Consider the following 23,939-nt stretch of genomic DNA (forward strand, 5'->3'; position numbering starts at 1 on the left):
GCCAAGCCACCTCCGCCCATCCTGTAACGGGCCGGCCAAGAGGCCGCCCCGTCCCCCTGGAGACGCCTTACAGCGCCGCCTGCCGGAAATCCGGCGCACGAACCAGACGGCTCATGCTGAACAGCCCGAACGATTGCTCGCCAAGTGTCACGTTTTCAGCCACGAACCGCGTCAGGCGCGGATCGCGTTCGTCTTCGCCCGAACCGCGCTGGGCGTCGTCCATCGTCCGCTGGCCGAAAACCTCGTCGACCAGCAGCCCCACCGTGCCGCCGTGCTGGCGTACGAGAAGCAGACGCGTACGTTCGGAAGACGGCGTACGTTCGTCGAACAGGAACCGGCCCAGATCGATCGCCGGCACCAGGTTGCCTCGCACGTTCGCCACGCCCATCAGCCAGGGCTGCGTGCCCGGGACGTTGGTCAGCGAGGGAACCGCCAGCAGTTCGTTGATTTCCTCGATGCCGCTGACGAAGGCGCGCCGACCCACGCGGAACCCGATGCCACGCCACAGGCCCGTCGAGTCGACGTGCGCCGGCGCATCGGCCGAATGCGCCAGACAGGCGCGTTCGTAGAAGGCGAGCAGTTCGAAGGGCGACGTTGCAACGTTCTCGCTCATATCGCCCTCAGTGCGTCTTGTTCGGGAGCAGGCTGGCGATGGTCGAGAGAAGCTCCTTCTCGTTTACCGGCTTGGTGATGAAGGCCTTCGCGCCCTGGCGCAGGCCCCACACGCGGTCGGTCTCCATCGATTTGGTCGTGATCATCACCACGGGCACGTCCGCCGTGGCCGGGTCGCGGCTCAGCGAACGGGTGGCCTGGAAGCCGTTCATGCCGGGCATGATGACGTCCATGATGACCAGATCGGGCTTGTTCTCCTGGATCCGCGCGATGCCTGCTTCGGCATTGTCCACGCTGGAAACGGAAAAACCCGCCTTTTCGAGCAGCGTGGTGAACACGCGTACGTCGGTGGGCGAGTCGTCGATGATTAGGATATTTGCCACACGTCCCCCTGGACGTCGTTAAGCGAGATCAGGTCGGTCAGCTCGCCGTCGCATAGCGGTGAATCGCGCCGAGAAGTTCGTCGCGGGTGAATGGCTTGGTGAGGTACTGCTCGGCCCCGACGATCCGGCCTCGCGCCTTGTCGAACAGACCGTCCTTGGAGGACAGCATGATTACCGGCGTACCGCGGAACTGGGCGTTGTTCTTGATCAGCGCGCAGGTCTGATACCCGTCCAGGCGCGGCATCATGATGTCGACGAAGATGATGTTCGGCTTCTGGTCCGAGATTTTCGCCAGCGCCTCGAAGCCGTCGACGGCGGTGAGGACGTCGCAGCCTTCCTTCTTCAACAGCGTTTCCGCCGTGCGCCGGATGGTTTTCGAATCGTCGATGACCATGACCTTCAAACCGGTCAGGTCGGTACCGCGTCCGCTTTCGTTCACTGCGCCCCCGTGCCACGCAAAAAAAACCGCAAATCCCCGCGCAGGATAGCCCCTTTCCGGGGCGTGTTCCGTGCGCTGGGTCGTCGTCCGGAAACCTGCGTCCCGGCGGCCCGCTCTTCGGCGTTCCTCCCGACCGCTGTTTAATGGTTGGTGAGAGTTACGTCAAGATGAATTGTTCTTAAAAGGGGGACGGGCTTGTGAAATGGACCCTCCCGCTCCACTAGACTTGGCACCTTTCCTGCTCGCCGGACCCGCCATGTCCCTCACCGTCGCCGTCCTGATGGACCCGATCCGCGCCATCAAGATCGCCAAGGACTCCACCTTCGCCATGTTGCTGGAGGCTTCCCGCCGCGGCCACACGCTGTTTTACATGGAGCAGGGCGACCTGGCCCTGCGCGACGGCGAGGCCTGGGCACGCCTGCGGCCGCTCACCGTGAAAGACGATCCCGCCGGTTGGTACACGCTGGGCGAAGCCGCCTGGCGCCCCCTTGGCGAGATAGACATCGTGCTGGCCCGCAAGGATCCGCCGGTCGATGCCCAGTTCGTCTACGACACCATGGTGCTGGAGCGCGCCCAGCGGGCGGGCGCCAGGGTCGTCAACGACCCGCGCAGCCTGCGCGACTGCAACGAGAAGCTGTTCGCGCTGGATTTCCCGCAGTGCATCGCCCCGACGCTGGTCTCGCGCGACCGTGGCGACCTCAAGGCCTTCGTCGCCCTTCACGGCGAGGCGGTCCTGAAGCCGCTGGACGGGATGGGCGGTCGCGGGATCTTCCGCGTCCGGGCCGGCGACAGCAATCTCAACTCGATGCTGGAGACCCTCCTGGGTCCGGCAGGGCACGACTTCGTCATCGCGCAGAAGTACATCCCGGAGATCACGTCGGGCGACAAGCGCATCCTGCTGATCGACGGCGAACCGGTGCCTTATGCCCTCGCACGCATTCCCCAGGGCGACGAATTCCGCGGCAACCTGGCGGCCGGTGGCCGTGGCGAAGGCGTGCCGCTGTCCGAGCGTGACCGCTGGATCGCCGCCCAGGTGGCGCCCGAGTTGCTGCGTCGCGGCCTCCGCTTCGTCGGTCTGGACGTCATCGGCGACTACCTGACCGAGATCAACGTCACATCTCCGACCTGTATCCGGGAACTGGATGCCCAGTTCGGCATTAACATCGCGGGGCTGATGTTCGACGCAATCGAGGCCCGATGACGACCCGCACCACCGGCGCCGACCTGTTCGGCGCGACCCTGCTGTTCTCGCTGCTGCTGCACGGTGTCGTCATCCTCGGCATCACCTTCGACGCGGAGAAGCCCAAACCGAGCGTTCCCACGCTCGACGTCACCCTCGTGGACGTCGCCAACCAGGAGCCGCCTGACAAGGCCGACTTCCTGGCCCAGGCGAACAACGCGGGCGGCGGTGACAAGGACAAGGCGGCGCGTCCGTCGGAACCGGTGTCCGGCCCGCTGCCGACTCCCGTGCGCGGCGTCACGCCCGAGCCGAAAGAAGCGCAGGCACCCGCGCCTCAGGACCGCACGCCGCAGCAGTTGCTGACCAGTTCCGGTGAAACCGCGTTCGCGGTCGATACGACGAAACAGCAGACCGAGCACCAGGAGCACCCGCTGCCCGTGTCGGACGAGGAGATCCAGCGCAAGCTGGAGATGGCTCGCCTGTCGGCCGAGGTGCGCGAACAGTCGCAGGCCTACGCCAAGCGACCGAAGAAGAAATTCATTTCGTCCAACACGCGCGAGTACGTCTACGCCGCTTACATGAAGGGCTGGGTGGGACGCGTGGAGCGGGTGGGCAACCTCAACTACCCGGACGAGGCCCGCCGCCAGGGGCTGTATGGCGAGCTGGTCCTCACCGTCGGTCTGAACAAGGACGGCTCGATCAAGAGCATGGACGTGATCAAGAGTTCAGGCCATAAGCTGCTCGATGACGCCGCCCAGCGCATCGTCCGGCTGGCGGCACCCTTCCCCTCGCTGCCGGCTGACAAGACGAGGGTGGATGAGTTGTACATCACCCGGACCTGGCAGTTTTTGCCGGGGAACGTTTTGAGGAATTATTGAGGCGGGGGGCCGGGCTGACGCCCGGGTCGCGCGCGGGGCGCGCTCCTACAGGGACCTTATCGCGCGCAGGGCGCGCTCCTACAGGGGCCGGGTCGCGCGCGGGACGCGCTGCTACGGGGCGAGGCGCCTTGTAGGAGCGCGCCCTGCGCGCGATTCACGCCAACGCGATTCACGATGCCGGCAGCAGCTGATCCGCCTCACTCACGTAGGCCTTCTGCGCCTTCCTGTCCCAGACACACAGCTCCCGCCCCGGCCGGTTCTTCATGTGCTTCTGCGGATAACGCCCCGCCAGCACCAGCGCCGTCACCGGCACCCGGTCGTCATACGCGATAGGCCGCCCCACCGGCTTCACATCCTTCAGGCCGCTTGCCGCGACGCAGGCCTGCGTCAGCCGCTGGTCATAGTCCTTCCACGCCGACGGCGTCGAAGCCTGCGTCAGCGAAGCGGCGAGCGCGCCGGTCGCCGCTATAAAACCCTTTGCGAACATCATCTTCTTCACGAGTTTGCCTCCTTGTGACCGCGCGCACACGGTACCTCCGGCGCGCTGAACCCATCCGCACGCCCGGGCTAACAGCGGCTACAATGCGGCCATGACGATCGCCAACACATTCGCGGGTCAATTCCTCATCGCGATGCCCTCGCTGGCCGAACCGCCGTTCGCGCGCGGCGTCGCCTTTCTTTGCCAGCACGGCGAAGACGGAGCGGTCGGGCTGCTGATCAACCAGATCTCCGAATACCGCCTGGGCGACGTGCTCGCGCAGATGAAGCTGGAGTGCGAGGACCCCGAGATTGCCGACTACCCGGTACTCATCGGCGGGCCGGTGCAGCAGGAACGCGGATTCGTCCTCCATCGCGAGCCGGGCAACTGGGACTCCAGCTACCGCGTCAACGAGGACTGGTCCGTCACCACCTCGCGCGACATCCTGGTCGCCATGGCCAAAGGCGAAGGCCCCCGCCGCGCGGTGGTCACGCTTGGCTACGCGGGCTGGGAAGCCGGCCAGCTCGAACAGGAAGTCATGGACAACGCCTGGCTCACCACGCGCGCTGACGAGCACATCATTTTCGACACACCGCTCGACGAGCGCTGGGTCGCCGCGGCCCGCAAGCTGGGCATGCAGGACCCCTCCCAGCTGACCGGCTACGCCGGTCACGCCTGAGCATCCGTTCGCGATGAGTTGCCTGTTCGGTTTCGATGTCGGCACCAAGGTCGTCGGCGTCGCCGTCGGCAACCGCCTTACCGGAACGGCCCGCGGCATCGCCGCGGTGCCGGTGCGCGACGGCCAGCCCGACTGGCAGGCGCTCGACACGCTTCGCCGCGAGTGGCTGCCCGAGGCGCTGATCGTCGGCCTGCCACTCGACAACGAGGGCAAGGAACAACCGATGACCCGCACTGCCCGCCGTTTCGCCGAGCGCATCGGCGAGCGCTACGCCCTGCCCGTGACCTTCGCCGACGAGCGCATGAGCTCGCAGGAGGCCGCGCGCCGCTTCGCCGCCGGACGCGCCGCGGGCACGCGCAAGCGCTCCGATGTCCGCTCGATCGATGCCGAGGCCGCCGCGGTCATCCTCGAGTCTTATCTTCTGCAGTCATGATCCATCCCCCACCTTGAGGCCGTCATGTCCCAACGCCTGCGCCATCTGACCACCCTCGAGAACCTGCCGCGCGAAACGATCGAGCGCCTGCTCGACCGCGCGAACGCCATGCGCGACGCCAGCGCCCATGGCACGCGCAAGCTGGACCTGCTCGGCGGTCGTACCGTGCTCAACCTGTTCTTCGAGCCCTCGACGCGCACGCGTACGTCGTTCGAACTGGCCGCGCGTCGCCTCGGCGCCGATGTCGTCAATTTCGACATCGGGCTGTCCTCGACCAGCAAGGGCGAAGAACTGTTCGACACCCTGCACACGCTCGAAGCCATGCATCTCGACGCCATCGTCGTCCGCCACAAGGTCTCCGGAACGCCCGAGGAACTGGTCAGGCACGCGATGAGCGGCGTGTCCGTGGTGAATGCCGGCGACGGCAACCGCGCCCACCCGACGCAGGGCCTGCTAGATGCGCTGACCATCCGCAACCACCACCCGGACATGCGCAAGGTCAAGGTTGCCATCTGCGGCGACGTGCGCCACTCGCGTGTCGCCCGCTCCGACGTCCATGTGCTGAGCGCACTCGGCGTGAAGGACGTCCGTATCGTGGGGCCGACCGCGCTGCTGCCCACCGAAGGCGAGTTGAACGGCGTCACGTACCACGAGGATTTCGACGAGGCGATCGCCGGTGTCGACGCCGTGATCATGCTGCGCCTGCAGAAAGAGCGCATGGCCTCGACGGACCTCCCGGACGAAGCGGCCTACTTCGAGCGCTATGGCCTTGACACCAGGCGCCTCGCCCGGGCGGCGAAGGGGTGCCTGGTGATGCACCCGGGCCCGATCAACCGTGGCATCGAGATCGCCTCCGACGTCGCCGATGGCGCCCAGTCGCGGATCCTCGAGCAGGTCGGCAACGGGGTGTTCGTGCGGATGGCGGTTCTTTGCGAAGTGCTCGGCCGCTAACCGGCACCGCGCCTTGCGTTCCGGCATAATGCCGGGACCTAGGGACCAAACAATGGGATACAGAATGCGACCGACCAAGCGACTTCTCGCGCTCGGCGTCGCCAGCTTGCTGCTGGCGGCCTGCGGCCACAAAGACAAGGATGCCCCTCTGGCCTTCGTGCCGGCGGATACGCCGTACGTGGTCGCAAGCCTCGACAAGCTCGACGACGACGCCTACGAGGCGATGCTGGCCCAGGCCAACAGCGAGCTGCCGGGCCAGGTGGGTCAGATGAAGGCCTTCGCCTCGGACCTCGAGAGCAAGGGCAACAAGGACGGCGCCAACCTCGTCAATGCGCTGGCCGCCGAGTTCGACGGCAAGACCGCCGAGGCCGCCCTGAAGAACATGGGCCTGGATGCGAAGAACGGCACGGCCTTCTACGGCCTCGGTCTCGCTCCGGTCGCGCGCATCACGCTGGCCGATACCGCCGCGTGGGACGCCTTCGTCGGTCGCCTGGAAACCGCCTATGGCAAGAAGCTCGAGACCGCCGATGCCGGTGGCCAGCCGTACCGCCACGTCGCCCTGTCCGACTCGGGCATCCAGCTGATCATCGCCACCGTCGGCAAGCAGGCCGTCGTTTCGCTGCTGCCGGCCGACGCGGCCCAGCCGCTGATCCGTCAGGCGCTCGGTGCCGATCGCCCGGAAAAGAGCATCCAGGAAGACGGCCGCCTTGCCGATCTGGCCAAGGACAAGGGTTACAAGGACTACGCCGTCGGCCAGGTCGACCTGACCCGTCTGCTGCCCCTGATCGCCACGGGCAAGGATCCGCTGTTCGCGACCTTCCTCAAGCACCAGTCGGCCAAGACCGGCGAGCCTGTGCCCACGCTGCCGCCGAGCTGCCAGAGCGAAGCGTCGCGCATCGCCGCGCGCGTGCCCTCCGTCAGCTTCGGCTACACCCGCCTCGACCTGCACCACCAGGAGCAGCGCGTGGACATCGCGCTGGCCGACGACATCACCAAGGCCTTCTCCGGTCTCAAGGTCGAAGTCCCGGGCCTGGGTAGCGACGCGACCGGCGCGTTCGACATCAGCCTCGCGCTGCCCGTCGAACAGCTGCGCACGTTCTTCACCGCGCAGGCGGAAGCCGTAGCGGCCAAGCCGTTCGAATGCCCGGCCTTCGCCAGCATGAACGACAGCTTCGCCAAAATGGGTTCGACCATGCAGCAGGCGGCCATCCCGCCGATCGGCGACCTGCGCGGGCTTCGCGTGCTCATCGACTCGTTCAAGCCTGCCGCCAACGCGCAGCAGATGCCGCAGCTCACCGGCCGTGTCGTGATCGCGACGCGTAACCCGGCGGGCCTGCTGGCCATGGGTCAGGCGATGCTCGGCGGCGACTTCAAGCTGGCCGGCGACGGCAAGCCGGTCGCTCTGCCGCCGAACATCAGCGGCATGCTCGGTATGCCGGGCTGGGCCGCCATGAACGGCCAGGCCATCGCCATCGGCCTGGGTGCCGGCGAAGACGCCAAGCTCGACGACGTCCTCATGGGCAGCACGGGTGACGCGGGCCGCGTCTCCCGCCTGCATCTCAACGGCGACATGTACCGCTCGTGGGTCGACGTGATGGCCGATAAGGCTCAGGCCTTCGCCAGCAACATGACCGAAGCCGCCGGTGCCGATGGCGCTCCGGACGGCCAGGCCGACACCGCCGCGGCGGCTCAGCGCTCCAAGGCCCAGTTCGATGCGATGAAGGCTCAGGCCGCCCGCGTCGTGCAGGTCTCGGGCGAGTCGCATGTCGACGAGAAGGGCCTGGTGATCTCGGGCGCGGTCGAATACAAGTAAGCCGCGTTACGGCGCCAAAGATGAAGGCGGCCCTCCGGGGCCGCCTTTTTTATGCGCTGAGCAGACACTGATCACCCTTTCGGCAAAGCTGAACGGAGCGGTTTTTCGGGCACGAATCGTTCACGGATGCGCTGTTTCCATAGGCCCCGCGACACGGCAGCCACAGTGCGCGGCGCCGTCGCCAGTCCCATCACAGATTCGTATAAAGGAGTTCCCCATGAACCATTCGAACCTCCGTAAGGCCCTGTTCGCCGCCGCTCTCGTTGCCGGTCTCGGCACGGTCCCGTTCGCTCAGGTCAATGCACAGGACTCCGCGGCGGCCACGAGCAAGGGCGACAACCAGACGGTCGCCGGCAAGGCGGACGACACGTGGATCACCACCAAGGTGAAGTCCGAATTCGCCGCCAACAAGAGCGTCAAGGCCACCGACATTTCGGTCTCGACCGCTGACGGCGTCGTCACCCTGACCGGTACGGTCGCCACGGCGAAGGAAAAGAGCCACGCCGAGATGATCGCCAAGAAGATCAAGGGCGTGAAGAGCGTCGACGCGAGCGGCCTGACCGTGTCGGCTGCCGCACAGTAAGACTTCGCTTCGGCGGGATCGAAAAGGGAGCCGAAAGGCTCCCTTTTTTTATGCAGTCCCGGGCAGCCTTCGCGCTCGCCTGATCCGATGGCCGCCAGCCAGTCCTGCTGGCGACGCGCCCCCCTACCGGCTCAGCATCCCGCCGAACGTCTGCTTGTCGTTCGTCGAGTCGATCTCGACACCTTCCAGCCCCTGCGACAGCGTATGCGCATCGCCGCCCTGGGCCAGCTTGATTCGCAGGCGCACTTCGTTCGAGCTGTCCGCGTGACGCAGCGCGTCTTCGTAAGAGATCTCACCAGCGTGGTACAGCTCGACCAGGCTCTGGTCGAACGTCCGCATGCCGAGCTGATTCGAGTCGCGCATCAGCTCCTTGAGCTTATGCACCTCACCCTGGCGGATGTAATCCTGCGCGAGCGGCGTGCCCAGAAGCACTTCCACCGCGACGCGGCGCGACTTGCCGTCCGGTGTCGGGATCAGCTGCTGCGCGACGATGCCCTTGAGGTTCAGCGAGAGATCCATGAACAACGCGCTGCGACGATCCTCCGGGAAGAAGTGGAGGATACGGTCCAGCGCCTGGTTGGCATTGTTCGCATGCAGCGTGCACAGGCACAGGTGGCCCGTTTCCGAGAAGTTGATCGCGTGCTCCATCGTCTCGCGCGTACGCACTTCGCCGATCATGATGACGTCGGGCGCCTGACGCAGCGTGTTTTTCAGCGCGTTATCCCAGTTGTCGGTATCGATGCCGAGTTCGCGCTGGGTGATGATGCAGCCTTCGTGCTTGTGCACGTATTCGATCGGGTCCTCGATCGTGATGATGTGACCCGTGGAGTTCTGGTTGCGGTAGCCGATCATCGACGCGAGCGACGTGGACTTACCGGTACCGGTACCACCGACGAAGATGATGATGCCGCGCTTGGTCATCGCCAGCTGCTTGATGATCGGCGGCAGACTCAGTTCTTCCGGCGTGGGGATCTTCGACTCGATCCGGCGCAGCACCATACCGACGCAGTTGCGCTGGTAGAAGCACGACACGCGGAAACGTCCGACACCCGAGGCGCTGATGGCGAACTGGCACTCGTGGGTCTTTTCGAACTCTTCGCGCTGGGCGGGCGTCATCACGTTCAGCACCATGTCTCGCGACTGCTGCGCGGACAGCGGGCTCTGCGTGATGGGAACGATGCGTCCCTGGACCTTCATGGAAGGTGCGACGCCGGCGGTGATGAACAGGTCGGATGCCTGCTTATGCACCATCAGCTTCAGAAAAGAGGTGAAATCGAATTCGCTCATGGCGGTCTGGTCCCCGTGTGCCGGACCGGGCCGGCGCCCCTGTCGCGATCATATACCGGCGACGGGGGCGCTTGCAGCGGACTGTTTCACGCCTTAGCGGAACGATTCCTTGTTCTTGGCGTACATCATGCCTTCCTGGCGGGTGATCTGGCCGCGCTTGACCAGATCGAGCAGGTTCTGGTCGAGGGTCTGCATGCCGTACTGCTGACCGGTCTGGATCGCCGAGTACATCTGGGCGACCTTATCCTCGCGGATCAGGTTACGGATGGCCGGGATGCCGACCATGATCTCGTGGGCCGCCAGACGACCGCCACCCACCTTCTTCAGCAGGGACTGCGAAATGACCGCGCGCAACGACTCGGACAGCATCGAGCGGACCATCGGCTTTTCGCCTGCCGGGAACACGTCGATGATGCGGTCGATGGTCTTGGCGGCCGACGAGGTATGCAGCGTACCGAACACCAGATGGCCGGTTTCCGCGGCGGTCAGCGCCAGGCGGATGGTCTCCAGATCGCGAAGCTCGCCGACCAGGATGTAGTCGGGATCCTCACGCAGTGCCGAACGCAGGGCCTCGTTGAAGCCATGGGTGTCGCGGTGCACTTCACGCTGGTTCACCAGGCACTTCTGCGAGGTATGCACGAACTCGATCGGATCCTCGACGGTGAGCAGGTGACCGTATTCGTTCTTGTTGATGTGATCGACCATCGCCGCCAGCGTCGTGGACTTGCCCGAACCGGTCGGCCCGGTGACCAGGATCAGGCCCTGCGGCTGTTCGATCAGCTCGCGGAAGATCTTCGGTGCGCCGAGGTCTTCCAGCGTGAGCACCTCGGAAGGAATGGTACGGAACACCGCGCCGGCACCACGGTTGTGGTTGAAGGCGTTGACGCGGAAGCGCGCCAGCCCGGGGATCTCGAACGAGAAGTCGGTCTCGAGGAACTCTTCGAAGTCGCGGCGCTGCTTGTCCGACATGATGTCGTAGATCAGCGAATGGACCTGCTTGTGCTCCAGCGCGGGGATATTGATACGCCGCACGTCACCATCGACGCGGATCATGGGCGGCAGGCCCGCGGAGAGGTGCAGGTCGGAGGCCTTGTTCTTCACTGAGAAGGCAAGGAGTTCGGCGATATCCATGAGGGTCCCCTTTCGATGTGGGGCATAGGTAAACACGCCGGAGGGTCGGCGGCAAGGCGCGGCACCATATATGCTTCGGTGACTGTGAAAACCATCGCGAACGGAGCGGACCACCCCATGAATCGGATCGCCTTTATCGGCGGCGGCAACATGGCCACGGCCTTGATCGCCGGCATGCTTCGCCACGGCGCCCAGCCCGGCGGCATCGCGGTGGCCGAGCCCCGCGCCGAGGCACTGCAGGAGCTCTCCCGCGAATACGGCGTGGCCACCTACACCGACAACCTCGACGCCGCCGAAGGCGCGTCGATCCTCGTGCTGGCGGTCAAGCCGCAGATGATGGCCGAGGTCTGCCGTGGCCTCCGTCCGGCGGTACAAAAATACCGGCCGGTGATCATCTCCATCGCGGCGGGCATCCGCATCGCCCAGCTCGAGCGCTGGTTCGATGCCGCCCTGCCCGTGGTGCGCTGCATGCCCAATACGCCCGCCATGTTCGGCGCCGGCGCCACCGGGCTGTTCGCCAACGGGCGGGTGAGCGCACCGCAGCGGGCCGAGGCGCAGCACGTGCTGGACGCGGGCGGCCTGACCGTGTGGGTGCCTGACGAGGACCAGCTGGATATCGTCACCGCGCTCTCCGGCTCGGGCCCGGCGTATTTCTTCCTGATGGTCGAGGCACTGGAAAACGCGGCATTTTCTCAAGGGCTGTCCCGTGAGACGGCCCGGGCCCTCGCGGCGCAGACGGCGTTCGGCGCCGGGCGCATGCTGGTCGAATCCGGCGAGAGCGCCGCCACGCTGCGGCAACGCGTCACCTCCCCCAACGGCACCACCCAGGCTGCGCTGGAGAGCTTTCGCGACGATCATTTCCCTGCCATCGTGGCGCGGGCGGTCGACGCGGCGCGCCGACGCGGCTTTCAACTATCCGAAGACATGGAATCGAACACGTGAACTACCTGACCAACGCCGGCGGCCTGCTCCTTGAAGTCGCTTTCGGTGCACTCGTCACGCTCTTCATCCTGCGCATCCTCGCCGAAGCGTACCGGGCCGACTTCCACAACCCGATCTGCCAGTTCCTCTACCGGTTCACCAACCCGGTGCTGCGACCGCTGCGCAAGGTGCTGCCGCCCGTGCGACGGGTGAACACCGGCGGCATCGTGATCGTGTACCTGCTCGAGTGCGTCAAGTGGCTGCTGATCGCCGCCATGGCGGGCATCGCGCCGAACGTCCTCGGCCTGGCGATCACCGGCCTGGGCGAGACGCTGGATATCTTCCTGCTGACCTGGGTGGTTCTGGTCTTCGCCTGGTCGATCATGAGCATGCTATCGACCGATCGCTACCACCCGGTGGCGCGTCTGGTCACGAGCCTGGCCGAGCCACTGGTGAGGCCGCTGCGTGGGCGCATGACGATCGGCGGGCTGGATTTCTCGCCGACCGTGGTGATTCTCGGCCTGATCCTGGCGCGGATGCTGATTGCCGCACCGATCAAGGACTGGGGCGTGTCCATGATGATGGGGGCGGCAGGCTGAAGGCAGGAGCGCGCCCGGCGCGCTCCTACCTGCCTCCCACCCTCCGCGCATCCGTCACGTTGGACAGCGCGCTCAACCGACCGAGCAGCGTCGAGAGCTGCTCATAGTCCTTCACTCGCAGCGTAAAGCGCATGTCGACCTCGCCCGTCCGCACATGCACGCGGCTGGAGGACGCGACGATATGCGGTCCGGTGTTGCTGATCGTGGTGGCGACATCCTTCTGCAGACCCTTCCGGTCGTAACCGCGCAGCTCGATGTCGATCTCGTAACTCTGCACCTCCACGCGGCCCCAGCTCACGTCGATGACGCGTTCGGGGCTGCGGCGTGCGAGCCGTGCCAGGCTGGCGCAATCGGAGCGATGAACCGATACGCCACGTCCGCGGGTGATGAAGCCACGCACCGGGTCGCCCGGCAGCGGCTGGCAGCAGCGCGCAAGCGTCGTGAGCAGATTGCCCAGGCCCTCGATCGACAGCGCCCCGCGGTCGTGCTGGGCGGCGCGCGACGCGACGGGGTTGCCCGACTGCGTGATCTCCGGTTCCACCGGCTCCTGCAGTGAACGCGCCACCTGCCCCAGCGTGACCTCGCCGAGTGCGATGGTGACGTAGAGCTCGTCGACCGACTTCAGGCGGAAGTGCGTCGCCAGCTTGGCCAGATCGACGTCGTCGAGCGCCAGCCGGCGCAGCTCCTTCTCGAGAGTGATCTTGCCCGTCACGATGTTGGCGTCGTGCGCCTCGCGCCGGAACCAGCCGCGCACCTTTTCCTTCGCGCGCGACGTATGCAGGTAACCGTGATGGGCCGAGAGCCAGTCACGGCTCGGCTCCGACACCTTGGTGGTGAGGATCTCGATGCGGTCGCCGCTACGCGGCTGCGTGGTCAGCGGCACGATGCGGCCGTTGAGCTTCGCGCCACGGCAGCGATGACCGACCTCGGTATGGATGTGGTACGCGAAATCGAGCACGGTCGCACCCCGCGGCATGTCGATGACCTCGCCCTTGGGCGACAGCACATACACGCGGTCTTCCATCAGCTCGGTTTCGAAGCCCGCGGCGAGTTCGGCCTCGTCTTCACCGCGCGGCTCGAGCAGCTTGCGCATCCAGGCGATCTTCGCCTCGAATTCCGCATCGGCACCGCCGCCTTCCTTGTACCGCCAGTGGGCGGCCACGCCGAGCTCGTTCGCCCGGTGCATCTCGTGCGTCCGGATCTGCACTTCGAGTGTCTTGCCCTGCGGGCCCAGCACGGCGGTGTGCAGCGACCGGTAACCGTTGCCCTTGGGTCGCGCGACGTAGTCGTCGAACTCGCCCGGCAGATGCGGCCACAGGCTGTGGACGAGACCCAGCGCCGCGTAACAGTCGGCGACGCTGTCGACGAGGATGCGCACCGCGCGGATGTCGTAGAGGTCGGAGAACTCCAGCCCCTTCTTCTTCATCTTCTTCCAGATGGAGAAAATGTGCTTCGGACGACCGGCGAGATCGGCATGCACGCCGGCACCGTCGAGCGTCTCGCGCAGCGTCGTCAGGCTCGCGGCGATAAACGTCTCGCGATCGGTGCGGCGCTCGTCGAGCAGCCGCGCGATACGGCGGTAGGTGTCCGGCTCCAGGTAACGGAAGGCGAGATCCTCCAGCTCCCATTTCAGCTGCCAGATACCGAGGCGATTGGCGAGCGGCGCATGGATGTCGGACGTGAGCTGGGCCAGTTCACGACGTTCGTGATCCGGCAAGGCCATGGCGGTGCGCATCGCGGCGAGCTGGCGCGCGAGCAGGACGAAGACGACGCGGAGATCGCGGATGATCGCCAGCAACAGGCGGCGCAGGCCTTCCGCGCCGCTGGCCGGACCGCGCTGCGCATGCAGTGCCCAGACCTTTTCCGCTTCGCCCTGCCCTTCGACCAGGCGGCGCAGTGTGGGCGCCCATGTCTTCGCCGCCTCGTCGGCCGCGCCGGGCAGCCCGTTGACCAGCGAGAACCACAGTGCCGAGGCGCAGGTTTCGTCATCGCAGCCGAGCAGGCGCAACAGCTCGATGACGGTCTCGCCTTCGGCCCGCGCCGCCACGGGCAGCACGGCACAGGCCTCGCGGGCACGCTCGGTCAGCGGCATCGCGTTGCCTTTCGCCTCCGGGGAGCGCATCTCGCTCATGGCTTCATCCTCGCGGGTTTTCATCGTGACGCCGCCTGCGCGGTTTCCAGTGCCTTCGCCAGCCGTTTGGCTGAAACCGGCTCGGCCGTTTTCAGCTCCTGGGCAAACAGGGACACGCGCCATTCTTCGAGCAACCAGCGTAGCTCGCTCCAGTCCGTCGCATCCAGCGCGGTGCCGCCGCCCTGCAGCAGCGCGCGCCAGTACGGCAGCACCTGCAGCATACGCGACTGGTCACGCGCCGGATCCTGGCGGAGACGCTCGCCACGCAGACGCATGGCTTTCAGGTACCTAGGGATATGCGCGAGCCGGGTGGTCGGCAGTTCCCGCAGAAACCCTGGCTGCAACAAGGCCGCGAGTTGCTCGCGCAGGTCGTCGTAGCTGGCCCTGGCGAAGCCCATCAGTGGCGGCTCCATCCACGGCTTGAGTTCGGCCTGTGCCTCGATAATCGGCTCGGCGAGCTTCTGCCGCGCCATCGCGGCGCCGAACAGTTTCTGGGCGAATTCCGTGCGCAAGGCTTCGAAGGCACCCTGGGTGCGCATGTCGAGCCTGCGACCTTCGAGTAAGTCGCTGAAGCCACCCTCCACGAGGTCCTCGCGCAGACCGTCGACACTGCCCATCGGCGCGTATTTGAGCGACAGCGGATTGGCGATCGGCAACTGCCGTTTCGCGCGCTTGAATTCAGGCCCGAGCGCTTCACGCAGCAGCCGCTCCACACCACCCGCATGCGCTTCAGCGGCCTCGTCGGCGCGCTCGAAGACACGCAACGCCACCGCCTCGCCAAGGTCGACCAGCGCGGGGTAGGCCTTCAGGCCGGCTTCGGACGTCACTTCCGCAGGGATCGATTCGAAGTCCCACGTGACGATGTCCTCGCGCGTGAGTTCGATGTCGGTCTTGCGCGAGAACGCTTCGCGCGCCTTGCCTTCCCACTGGGCACGAATCGCCGCGAGGTCACGGCCTTCGGCCACGGTGCGACCGTTTTCGTCGTGCACGCGGTAGCGCATGAGCAGGTGCGGCGGAAGCTCCGCATCGGCGAACGCCGCGGCGTCGACGTCGACACCCGTGGTTTTCTTCAGAAAACGGGCCAGCGCCAGCGGCAGGGATTCGTCACGCGGCGACTCGGCTTCGGCGAACGCGCGTGCGAAATCCGGCGCGGGCACGAAGTTGCGCCGCAGCGCCTTCGGCAATGCACGGATCAGCTCGGCCACCTTGTCGGCGAGCAGGCCAGCGACCAGCCACTCGCCCCGCGCCGTCGGCAACGCATTGAGGAAAGCCAGCGGCACATTCACGGTGACGCCATCGGCGTGATCGCCGGGGACGAAGCGGTATTCGAGCCGGTAGCGGTGCTGACCGATATCGAGGGAGGCGGGGAACGCCTTCGGATCGAGCCCGCTGCCCGTGTCCATCACATCGGCGAGCGTCCAGCGCAAGGCGGCCTGTTCACCCGGCGATGCCTTCCGGTACCACGCGTCGAGCGCGCGTACGTCGGCGATCTCCTCAGGCAGCTTACCGTCGAAGAAGGCGACGAGGTCGTCGTCGGAACGCAGCAGCCCGGCGCGGCGCTGCTTGGCTTCGATGTCATGCGCCTGCTCGAGCACGCGCGCATTGGCACGGACGAAGTCGGCGCGACTGTCGATATCCGCACGCACCAGCGCCTCGCGCAGAAAGATCTCGTGCGCCAGCCTGGGATCCTGCCGGTGGAAGGTCACCGGACGACGCTCGACCAGCACCAGGCCGAACAGCGTGACCTGTTCGTACGCCACGACGGTACCGCGCTTGCGCGACCAGTGGGCGTCGCGCGCCGTGGCGCGGACGAGGTGACTGGCCTGTGTTTCGATCCACGCCGGATCGACCCGCGCGTTCATCATCGCCCAGATGCGCCCCCCGATATCCAGGATCTGCGCGGCGAAGATCCATGCCGGCGGCGACTTGGCCAGCGCGGAACCGGGGAAGACCTGGAAGCGGCGCTCGCGCGTCCCGCGGAAGATGCCCTTCTCGTCCTTGTGGCCGACCTGGGTCGGCAGGCCCGCGAGGAGGCTGCGGTGCACGGCTTCGAAGAGCGCGTCCGCGCTGCCCTCTCCCTGGTGGGAGCCAACCCTGTTGGCGATCTCCCCGCTTTGGTGGGAGCTGACCCTGTTGGCGACCGCACGGTTGCGGCGGCGCTTATCGCCAGCAGGGCTGGCTCCTGCCACAGCCGGCTTGCCCTGGCCTGCCTTGTCCTCGGACTTATCCCGGTCCGACCAGCCGAGGTCGCGCGTCACCAGCACGAGCTGCCGGTGCAGCTCGCGCCACTCGCGCATGCGCATGAAGCTCAGAAAGTGACGTGAGCACCAGTCGCGCAGCTTCGACGAGGTGAGTTCCTCGGCCGCGGACAGATAGCCGCGCCACAGATTCAGCACGCCGACGAAGTCGGATTTCGGATCGGCAAACTGTGCATGAGCCGCATCGGCCTGGCCGCGCGCTTCCGGCGGACGCTCGCGTGGGTCCTGGATGCTGAGGAACGCGACGATCGTGGTCAGTTCGGCCAGCGAACCAAGCCGACGCGCTTCCACCAGCATGCGCGCCAGCTGCACATCGATCGGCAGACGCGCGACGGTACGCCCGGTCGCCGTAAGACGGCGGTCGTTGTCGATCGCACCGATCTCGGCGAGGCGGCGGTAGCCATCGGCCACGATGCGGGGATCCGGCGCTTCGAGGAACGGAAAGTCCTCCACCTCGCCCAGATCCAGCGCCAGCATGCGCAGGATCACGTTGGCGAGCGAGGATCGGAGCAGTTCCGGGTCCGTGAATTCCGGGCGGAGACTGAAGTCGGCTTCTTCGTAAAGCCGATAGCAGATGCCCGGTCCCACGCGTCCGCAGCGGCCCTTGCGCTGGTTGGCGGCGGCCTGCGAAATGGGCTCGATATGCAGCCGCTCCAGCTGTCCCCGCTGGCTGTAGCGTTTGACGCGCGCCGTACCGGGATCCACGACGTACCTGATGCGCGGCACGGTCAACGAGGTTTCGGCCACGTTGGTCGCCAGCACGATGCGCCGCTTCGGCCCGGGGCGGAACACACGATCCTGCTCGCTGGCGGAGAGTCGCGCGTAGAGCGCCACCACCTCGGTCTCACGGTACTGCTTGCGCGACAACAACAGATGGGTGTCGCGAATTTCGCGCTCGCCGGGCAGGAATACCAGCACGTCACCACGCGGATCCTCACGCGTGATGTCGTCCATCGCGTCCGCGATCTGCTGCGCGACATTGCCTTCGCCGCGCTCACCGGGCGGCCGGTAGCGAACCTCGACCGGGTAGGTACGCCCCTCGACCTCGACCACCGGCGCATTGCCGAAATGCGTGGCGAAGCGCTCGGTGTCGATCGTCGCCGAGGTCACGATGATCTTCAGGTCCGGCCGGCGCTCGGCCAGCCGCCGGAGGTAGCCCAACAGAAAGTCGATGTTGAGGCTGCGCTCGTGCGCCTCGTCGATGATGATCGTGTCGTAGGCGGACAGCCAGGGATCCGACTGGGTCTCGGCCAGGAGGATGCCGTCGGTCATGAACTTGACCAGCGCCTGATCGGACACCTTCTCGGTGAAGCGCACCTGGAAGCCGACCTTGTCGCCTAGCGGCGTGCCCAGCTCCTCGGCGACGCGCGTGGCGACCGAACGTGCGGCAAGACGCCGCGGCTGCGTGCAACCGATCAGCCCCGCCTCGCCGCGCCCGGCCGCAAGGCACAGCTTCGGCAACTGCGTGGTCTTGCCCGAGCCGGTCTCACCGGCCAGCACGACGACCTGGTTTTCGCGAATCAGCTTGATGATGTCTTCCGCGCGCGCCGCGATGGGCAGCGAGGCATCCACCGTGATCGCCGGCTTGGACGCGGCTCGTGCCGCGCGCCGCGCGCGCGACACCTCGATATCGGCGGCGAGGGCGTCCACGCGGGACGGATCCGGCTTGCGCTGGAGACCGCGCCAGCGCCCGAGCAGGCGACCGAAATCGCGGCTGGCCACGTGATTGAGCGCATCGCGCATCGCGCGCAGGCGCGGATCGGGCGACGGGGAACGGGCGGGAGGTGTGGTTGTACTCATGGGGACGCCAATAATAGCGTGCGCCTATGGACGGCATCGGAACGTTTCATTTCACCTCGTCCGGTCCGAACGTTAAGATTTCAATCCAAAGCAAGATCATTCCAAGGAGAGTCGTAAGATGGCCATCGATATCGGTATTGCCAAGAAAGACCGTGAAGCGGTCGCGAAGCACCTGTCCAAGCTGCTGGCGGACACGTATTCGCTGTATCTGAAGACCCACAACTTCCATTGGAACGTGACCGGGCCGCAGTTCAACAGCCTCCACGCCATGTTCGAGGTGCAGTACAACGCCCTGTGGCTGGCCGCCGACGAGGTCGCCGAGCGGATCCGCATCCTCGACGTGTTCGCTCCGGGCTCCTACAGCCAGTTCGGCAAGCTCACCTCGATCAAGGAAGAATCGGGCGTGCCCGAGTGGAAGGACATGGTGGCCCAGCTGGTCGAAGGTCACGAGATCGCCGCCGCCACCTCGCGTGACACGATCAAGGCTGCCGAGGCCGCAGGTGACGAAGGCACCGCCGACATGGTCACCGGGCGCCTCAAGGAACACGAGAAGACCGCCTGGATGCTGCGCTCCCTCCTGAAATAAGCGGCACACCCCTGTAGGAGCGCGCCTTGCGCGCGATGGGTTTTCCGCATCCCCGCCCTGTTGGCTTTTCGCGCGCGGGGTGCGCTCCTACCCGCTTGCGGCCCCCGGTTTCGGCTTTTTCTCTGAGGCCAGCCTGACCGGCTTTGCTGCAATGCGTTGAGCCGGTCCCTCGCGTTGGTTAAGCTCCCCCGGTTACCTTCTGACTCCATTTGGGGGCCGACCGGTCCGGGGATTGTTTTGAGCTCAGCCACCAAGACCGAACGAAGCCATCCGATTCTCGCCGCGCTGATCCTCGCGATCCTCGTCGCGGGCCTTAACTTCGGCCTCTGGCTGGTAGCCAATCTGCCCAACGGGCCGACCGACTGGCACGGCCCGATCCCGGGCTTCGCGTTCACCGCCTACCAGCGCTACCAGAACCCGATGAAGGGCGACTTCGCCACGGATCCGGAGATCGACAGCGATCTAAGGCTGGTCCGGAAGTATTCGCCCCGCATCCGCACCTACTCGATGCTGGAGAACCCGCAGACGGTTCGCCTGGCCGCGAAGGAAGGTCTGGACGTCATGGCGGGTGCCAACATCGACACGCGCCTCGAAAACAACGAGCGCGAGATCGAAGCGCTGATCGCCCAGGCCAACCGCTATCCCAAGACGATCACCCGGGTCATCGTGGGCAACGAGTCGCTGTTCCGTGGCGACATGAAGCCCGAGCAGATCATGGCGTACCTCGACCGGGTCCGTGCCGCGGTGCACCAACCGGTTTCCGTGGCCGAGCCGTTCCACGTCTGGATCCAGAACCCGGAGCTGGCCAACCACGTCGACTTCATCACGGTCCACCTTTTCCCCTACTGGAACGGCATCGAGACCCGTGCCGGCGTCGCCGACTCCATCGGCACCCGCAACGAGGACGGCAGCAACAACACCGACGGCAGCTACCAGGCCCTGCAGAAGACCTTCCCCGGCAAGCACATCGTCATCGGCGAGATCGGCTGGCCGTCCAACGGCGATCGCAACAAGTACGCGTACCCCAGCGTCTCCAACGAGGCGATCTTCCTCCGTGAATTCTTCAACGTGGCCAAGCGCAAGGGCATCGACGACTACTACGTCCTCGAAGCCATCGATCAGCCGTGGAAGGAAAACCTGGGCGAAGGCCGCACCGGCGCCTACTGGGGCATGTTCAACGCCGACCGCCAGCTGAAGTTCCCCTTCACCGGCCCGGTCACCGAGGACGTGGGCTGGCCCTGGAAGGCGCTCGCCGCGTCGGTCATCGCGTTCTTCCCGATGCTGTGGTTCGGCCTGCGCTTCAGCCGCTTCAAGCTGATGGGGCGCCTGTTCTTCATGGCGCTGATCCAGCTGGCCTGCGGCCTGATCGTCTGGTCGGCGACCCTGCCGTTCAATTTCTACCTCAGCCCGTTCGACTGGGCGATGCTGATCCTGCTGTTCCCCGCGCAGATCGCCATCCTCGGCATCCTGCTGATCAACGGCTTCGAGTTCACCGAGGTCCTCTGGGCCCGCAGCTGGATCCGTCATGCGGGCATGCTGCCCAAGGACCCGGTCGAGCGTCAGCCCTTCGTTTCCATCCACCTGGCCTGCCACAACGAGCCGCCGGAGATGGTCCAGATGACCCTGGACTCGCTGGCCGCGCTGGACTACGAGAACTACGAAGTCCTGGTGCTGGACAACAACACCAAGGACCCGGCGGTCTGGGAGCCGGTCAAGGCGTACTGCGAGCAGCTCGGCCCGAAGTTCCGCTTCTTCCACCTCGAACCGTGGCCCGGCTACAAGGCCGGCGCGCTGAACTTCGGCCTGACCGCGACCGACGAGCGCGCCGATGTGGTGGCCGTCATCGATGCCGATTACGTGGTGCGTGAAGACTGGCTCGCCTCCCTCACAGGTTACTTCCACGACTCGAAGGTCGCCGTGGTGCAGTGCCCGCAGGCCCACCGCGACTTCGAGAAGAACCGCTTCCGCCGCATGACCGCCTGGGAATTCGACGGCTTCTTCCGCATCGGCATGCACCACCGCAACGAGCGCAACGCGATCATCCAGCATGGCACCATGACCATGGTCCGTCGCTCGGCGCTGGAAGGCACCGGCGGCTGGTCCGAATGGACCATCTGCGAAGACGCCGAACTCGGCCTGCGCCTGATGCATTCGGGTTACGAGCTGGTCTACGTCGACGAGCTGATGGGCAAGGGCCTCACCCCGGCGGACTTCAAGGCGTACAAGAGCCAGCGCTACCGCTGGGCGTTCGGCGCCATGCAGATCCTCAAGGGCCGCTGGAACTGGATGACCCGCAAGGGTCCGCTCTCCGCCGGTCAGCGTTTCCACTTCCTCACCGGCTGGTTCAGCTGGTTCGCCGACGCGCTGCATTTCATCTTCACGATGATGGGTCTGCTCTGGACCGCGGGCATGATCTACGCGCCGGAGTACTTCAACCTGCCGATGCAGCTGTTCATGATCCCCGTGATCGGCTTCTTCTTCGCCAAGGCCATCTTCGGTGTGGTGCTGTACCGGGCACGTGTCCCGTGCGGCTGGTACGACACCATCATGGCATCGGTGGCCAGCATGGGCCTGTCGCACGCCATCGCGCGCGGCATCCTGCATGGCCTGACGCGTGAGAAGACCGCATTCGTGGTGACGGCCAAGAGCCGGCGCATGGGTGGCAGCAGCTTCGCCGCCTTCGCACCGGTGCGCGAAGAAGGCCTCATGGCCATCGCCCTGCTCTGCGCCGTGATCGGCATGGCCATGCATTACGGCACGGCCTATACGGAAAGCGAGCTGTGGATGTTCATCCTGGCTGCGCAGTCGATTCCGTACGTGTCCGCTCTGGTCGGCGCGTGGATCGCGCATACCTCGGGTGACGAGGCCGGTTGATTCAGCCTCGTTCACGTTTGTGTATCGACCTTACACGCCCGTCGCGGTAAGTTACGCCAAGACCTGACGTCAGGGGACGCTGGATGCGACCCCGCCTGGCTGCCGTCCTCGCGACGGCGTTTGTGAATCACGATCGGAACAGGACGCTCATGCGCCTTACCAGACGCCATGGACTGCTGCTTCTGCCGTGGTTCCTCCTGCCCACGCTCGCGCATGCCGGCATCGTTCTCCGTGTCGACGGTGTCGACGAGAACCTGAAGAACGCCGTGGTCGCCGGCGTCGACCTCTCCCAGTACGCCAAACGCGACGTCACCGCCGCGCAGGTTCGCCGCCTTTACGAGAAGGCGCCCGACCAGGTGCAGACCGCGCTTCGCCCCTACGGCTACTACGAAGCGACGGCGACGGGCGACCTCAACCAGGTCGGCAACGACTGGCAGGTGACGCTGCATGTGGTCCCCGGTACGCCGGTGAAGATCACGAAGGTGAATGTCACGGTCGATGACGACGCGAAGAAGGTGCCGACGATCCGTCGCGCCGTCCGCGGTGTCGAAAACCTCAAAGACCAGCCCATGAACGACGGCGCCTACGACGGCGCGCGCGACGCGGTCAGCGGCGCGCTGACCGCCACGGGTTACCTGGACGCCAGGCTCGTCACGCACAGCGTGGAAGTGAACCGGGCCGAGCACAGCGCCACGGTTAACCTGAAGTGGGAAGCCGGCCAGCGGTATCGGTACGGCCACGTCGTCTTCAAGAACTCGCAGTTCCGCGACGGTTTCCTCGATCGCTACGTGCCCTTCAAGAGCGGCGACTACTTCTCGCAGAGCCAGCTGCTGGAACTGCAGCAGGCGTTGAACGGCGCCGACTATTTCGCCGTCGTCAACGTCATCCCCGATACGGACAACGCGAAGGAAGGCACGATCGACATCGACGTCGAACTGGCGCCGGCCAAGCGGACCATCTACACCGGCGGTCCGTTCTTCGGCACGGATACCGGCCCCGGCCTGCGCGGCGGTATCGAGAAGCGCTGGATCAACGATCGCGGTCACAAGTGGAAGAATGAGCTGGTCGTCGCCACACGCCTGAAGACGATCTCCACGCTGTACCAGATCCCCATGCCCGGCCCCAACCAGCGCAGCTTCAACTTCGGCGCGAATTACCGCGACGCCAACACCGTGACCTCGCAGTCGCGCACGTTGCAGCTGGTCGCCAACGAGACGCGCCTGTGGCATGGCTGGACGCGCACGCTCGGCGTCAGCGCCTTGTCCGGCACCTTCACCGTCGGCAAGCGTGGCGATGAAGCCGACAGCGCCGCGGGCCTCGAACACGGTCGCAGCACCCTGCTCTACCCCGAGGTGACGCTGAGCAGGAAGAAGGGCGACAACCCGACCTTCGTGCGCAGCGGCTGGTCGATCACCGTCACCGGACGCAGCACCGTGGGCGGTCTGCTCTCCGACGCCAGCTTCTCGCAGGTGATCGGCGACGTGAAATGGATTCAGTCGTTCTGGGGCCGCAACCGTCTGATCCTGCGCGGCACCGCCGGCAAGATCTGGACCGACAACTTCAGCGACCTGCCGCCGCAGCTGCGCTTCTTCGCCGGTGGCGATCGCTCCGTGCGCGGTTACGACTTCGAGAGCATCGGTCCGCGTAACAGCTACGGTCGCGTGATCGGTGGCGAAGGTCTGCTGGTCGGCAGCACCGAGGTCGAGCACTACTTCACCCGCAACTGGGGCATGGCCGCCTTCGTCGATGCCGGCAATGCGTTCACGGGCACCGATTACAGCCCGCGCATCGGTGCCGGCCTGGGCGTTCGCTGGCTGTCACCGGTCGGCATGATCCGCGCGGATGTCGGCGTGCCGGTCGGCGACAAGAACGAACACGGCATTCACCTTCACGTCGTCATCGGGCCCGACCTGTGAGCAGCAC

General features: G+C 65.9%; 20 protein-coding genes. 12 read left to right on the forward strand and 8 right to left on the reverse strand.

Annotation, left to right across the window (positions count from 1 at the left end):
- Window positions 1–67: 67 nt before the first annotated feature.
- The 3 genes from FA87_RS13635 to pilG are packed head-to-tail and all read right to left on the reverse strand — an operon-like array spanning window position 68 to window position 1,389.
- Window positions 68–613 carry a chemotaxis protein CheW gene (locus FA87_RS13635; RefSeq protein WP_036111305.1) on the reverse strand — a complete coding sequence of 182 codons (546 nt, stop codon included), beginning with the start codon at window positions 611–613 and terminating at the stop codon, window positions 68–70.
- Window positions 614–620: 7 nt separating this feature from the next.
- Window positions 621–995 carry a response regulator gene (locus tag FA87_RS13640; RefSeq protein ID WP_036111303.1) on the reverse strand — a complete coding sequence of 125 codons (375 nt, stop codon included), beginning with the start codon at window positions 993–995 and terminating at the stop codon, window positions 621–623.
- Window positions 996–1,032: 37 nt separating this feature from the next.
- Complete coding sequence (gene pilG, locus FA87_RS13645) at window positions 1,033–1,389, reverse strand: twitching motility response regulator PilG (protein WP_051944199.1); 357 nt, start codon at window positions 1,387–1,389, stop codon at window positions 1,033–1,035.
- A gap of 301 nt (window positions 1,390–1,690) precedes the next feature.
- Between pilG and gshB the strand changes: the two genes are divergently transcribed.
- A complete protein-coding gene (gene gshB / locus FA87_RS13650) occupies window positions 1,691–2,635 on the forward strand; it encodes a glutathione synthase (protein ID WP_036111299.1) in 945 nt (314 codons plus the stop codon).
- Window positions 2,632–3,492 (forward strand): energy transducer TonB, encoded by an 861-nt coding sequence (locus FA87_RS13655; RefSeq protein WP_043695270.1) that lies wholly within the window; start codon window positions 2,632–2,634, stop codon window positions 3,490–3,492. Before gshB ends, FA87_RS13655 begins: the two co-directional genes overlap by 4 nt.
- A 169-nt stretch (window positions 3,493–3,661) precedes the next feature.
- Here FA87_RS13655 and FA87_RS13660 read toward each other — a convergent pair whose 3' ends face one another.
- A complete protein-coding gene (locus tag FA87_RS13660) occupies window positions 3,662–3,991 on the reverse strand; it encodes a hypothetical protein (RefSeq protein WP_197062419.1) in 330 nt (109 codons plus the stop codon).
- A gap of 91 nt (window positions 3,992–4,082) precedes the next feature.
- Here FA87_RS13660 and FA87_RS13665 point away from each other — a divergent pair, with 91 nt between their 5' ends.
- The 5 genes from FA87_RS13665 (at window position 4,083) to FA87_RS13685 (ending at window position 8,429) form a co-directional block, all read left to right on the forward strand.
- Window positions 4,083–4,649 carry a YqgE/AlgH family protein gene (locus FA87_RS13665; protein ID WP_036111294.1) on the forward strand — a complete coding sequence of 189 codons (567 nt, stop codon included), beginning with the start codon at window positions 4,083–4,085 and terminating at the stop codon, window positions 4,647–4,649.
- 13 nt (window positions 4,650–4,662) lie between these two features.
- Complete coding sequence (gene ruvX, locus FA87_RS13670; RefSeq protein ID WP_036111291.1) at window positions 4,663–5,082, forward strand: Holliday junction resolvase RuvX; 420 nt, start codon at window positions 4,663–4,665, stop codon at window positions 5,080–5,082.
- 24 nt (window positions 5,083–5,106) lie between these two features.
- Complete coding sequence (locus tag FA87_RS13675) at window positions 5,107–6,033, forward strand: aspartate carbamoyltransferase catalytic subunit (protein ID WP_043695273.1); 927 nt, start codon at window positions 5,107–5,109, stop codon at window positions 6,031–6,033.
- Window positions 6,034–6,097: 64 nt separating this feature from the next.
- Window positions 6,098–7,846: a hypothetical protein gene (locus tag FA87_RS13680; protein ID WP_036111285.1), complete on the forward strand. Its 1,749-nt coding sequence runs from the start codon at window positions 6,098–6,100 to the stop codon at window positions 7,844–7,846.
- A gap of 217 nt (window positions 7,847–8,063) precedes the next feature.
- Window positions 8,064–8,429, forward strand: a complete 366-nt coding sequence (locus FA87_RS13685; RefSeq protein WP_036111283.1) for a BON domain-containing protein — start codon at window positions 8,064–8,066, stop codon at window positions 8,427–8,429.
- A gap of 123 nt (window positions 8,430–8,552) precedes the next feature.
- Here FA87_RS13685 and FA87_RS13690 read toward each other — a convergent pair whose 3' ends face one another.
- Together FA87_RS13690 and FA87_RS13695 are read right to left on the reverse strand one after the other, a co-directional pair.
- Window positions 8,553–9,716 (reverse strand): PilT/PilU family type 4a pilus ATPase, encoded by a 1,164-nt coding sequence (locus FA87_RS13690; protein ID WP_043695276.1) that lies wholly within the window; start codon window positions 9,714–9,716, stop codon window positions 8,553–8,555.
- A gap of 93 nt (window positions 9,717–9,809) precedes the next feature.
- Complete coding sequence (locus FA87_RS13695) at window positions 9,810–10,847, reverse strand: type IV pilus twitching motility protein PilT (protein ID WP_036111278.1); 1,038 nt, start codon at window positions 10,845–10,847, stop codon at window positions 9,810–9,812.
- Between the two features lie 117 nt (window positions 10,848–10,964).
- Between FA87_RS13695 and proC the strand changes: the two genes are divergently transcribed.
- Both proC and FA87_RS13705 read left to right on the forward strand, forming a co-directional pair.
- Window positions 10,965–11,789, forward strand: coding sequence for a pyrroline-5-carboxylate reductase (proC, locus tag FA87_RS13700; protein ID WP_043695279.1), 825 nt, complete (start codon window positions 10,965–10,967; stop codon window positions 11,787–11,789).
- Entirely contained in the window at window positions 11,786–12,367 is a 582-nt protein-coding gene (locus FA87_RS13705) for a YggT family protein (protein ID WP_043695281.1), read from the forward strand. The genes proC and FA87_RS13705 overlap by 4 nt, the downstream gene beginning before the upstream one ends.
- 25 nt (window positions 12,368–12,392) lie before the next feature.
- Here the strand turns inward: FA87_RS13705 and FA87_RS13710 are convergent, their stop codons facing one another.
- Window positions 12,393–14,498 (reverse strand): bifunctional (p)ppGpp synthetase/guanosine-3',5'-bis(diphosphate) 3'-pyrophosphohydrolase, encoded by a 2,106-nt coding sequence (locus FA87_RS13710; protein WP_051944196.1) that lies wholly within the window; start codon window positions 14,496–14,498, stop codon window positions 12,393–12,395.
- Window positions 14,499–14,518: 20 nt separating this feature from the next.
- Window positions 14,519–18,556, reverse strand: a complete 4,038-nt coding sequence (hrpA, locus tag FA87_RS13715; protein WP_043695284.1) for an ATP-dependent RNA helicase HrpA — start codon at window positions 18,554–18,556, stop codon at window positions 14,519–14,521.
- Window positions 18,557–18,674: 118 nt separating this feature from the next.
- Here hrpA and FA87_RS13720 point away from each other — a divergent pair, with 118 nt between their 5' ends.
- From FA87_RS13720 to FA87_RS13730, 3 genes are all read left to right on the forward strand, one after another.
- The gene (locus FA87_RS13720) at window positions 18,675–19,142 is read left to right on the forward strand and encodes a Dps family protein (RefSeq protein ID WP_043695287.1); all 468 of its coding nucleotides are present in this window, start codon (window positions 18,675–18,677) and stop codon (window positions 19,140–19,142) included.
- A gap of 231 nt (window positions 19,143–19,373) precedes the next feature.
- Window positions 19,374–22,016, forward strand: coding sequence for a glycosyltransferase (locus FA87_RS13725; protein WP_239709174.1), 2,643 nt, complete (start codon window positions 19,374–19,376; stop codon window positions 22,014–22,016).
- A 149-nt stretch (window positions 22,017–22,165) separates the two neighbouring features.
- Window positions 22,166–23,932 carry an autotransporter assembly complex family protein gene (locus FA87_RS13730; RefSeq protein ID WP_043698176.1) on the forward strand — a complete coding sequence of 589 codons (1,767 nt, stop codon included), beginning with the start codon at window positions 22,166–22,168 and terminating at the stop codon, window positions 23,930–23,932.
- Window positions 23,933–23,939 lie beyond the last annotated feature (7 nt).

Source organism: Luteibacter sp. 9133, from assembly GCF_000800155.1.
Classification (GTDB): Bacteria; Pseudomonadota; Gammaproteobacteria; order Xanthomonadales; family Rhodanobacteraceae; genus Luteibacter; species Luteibacter mycovicinus.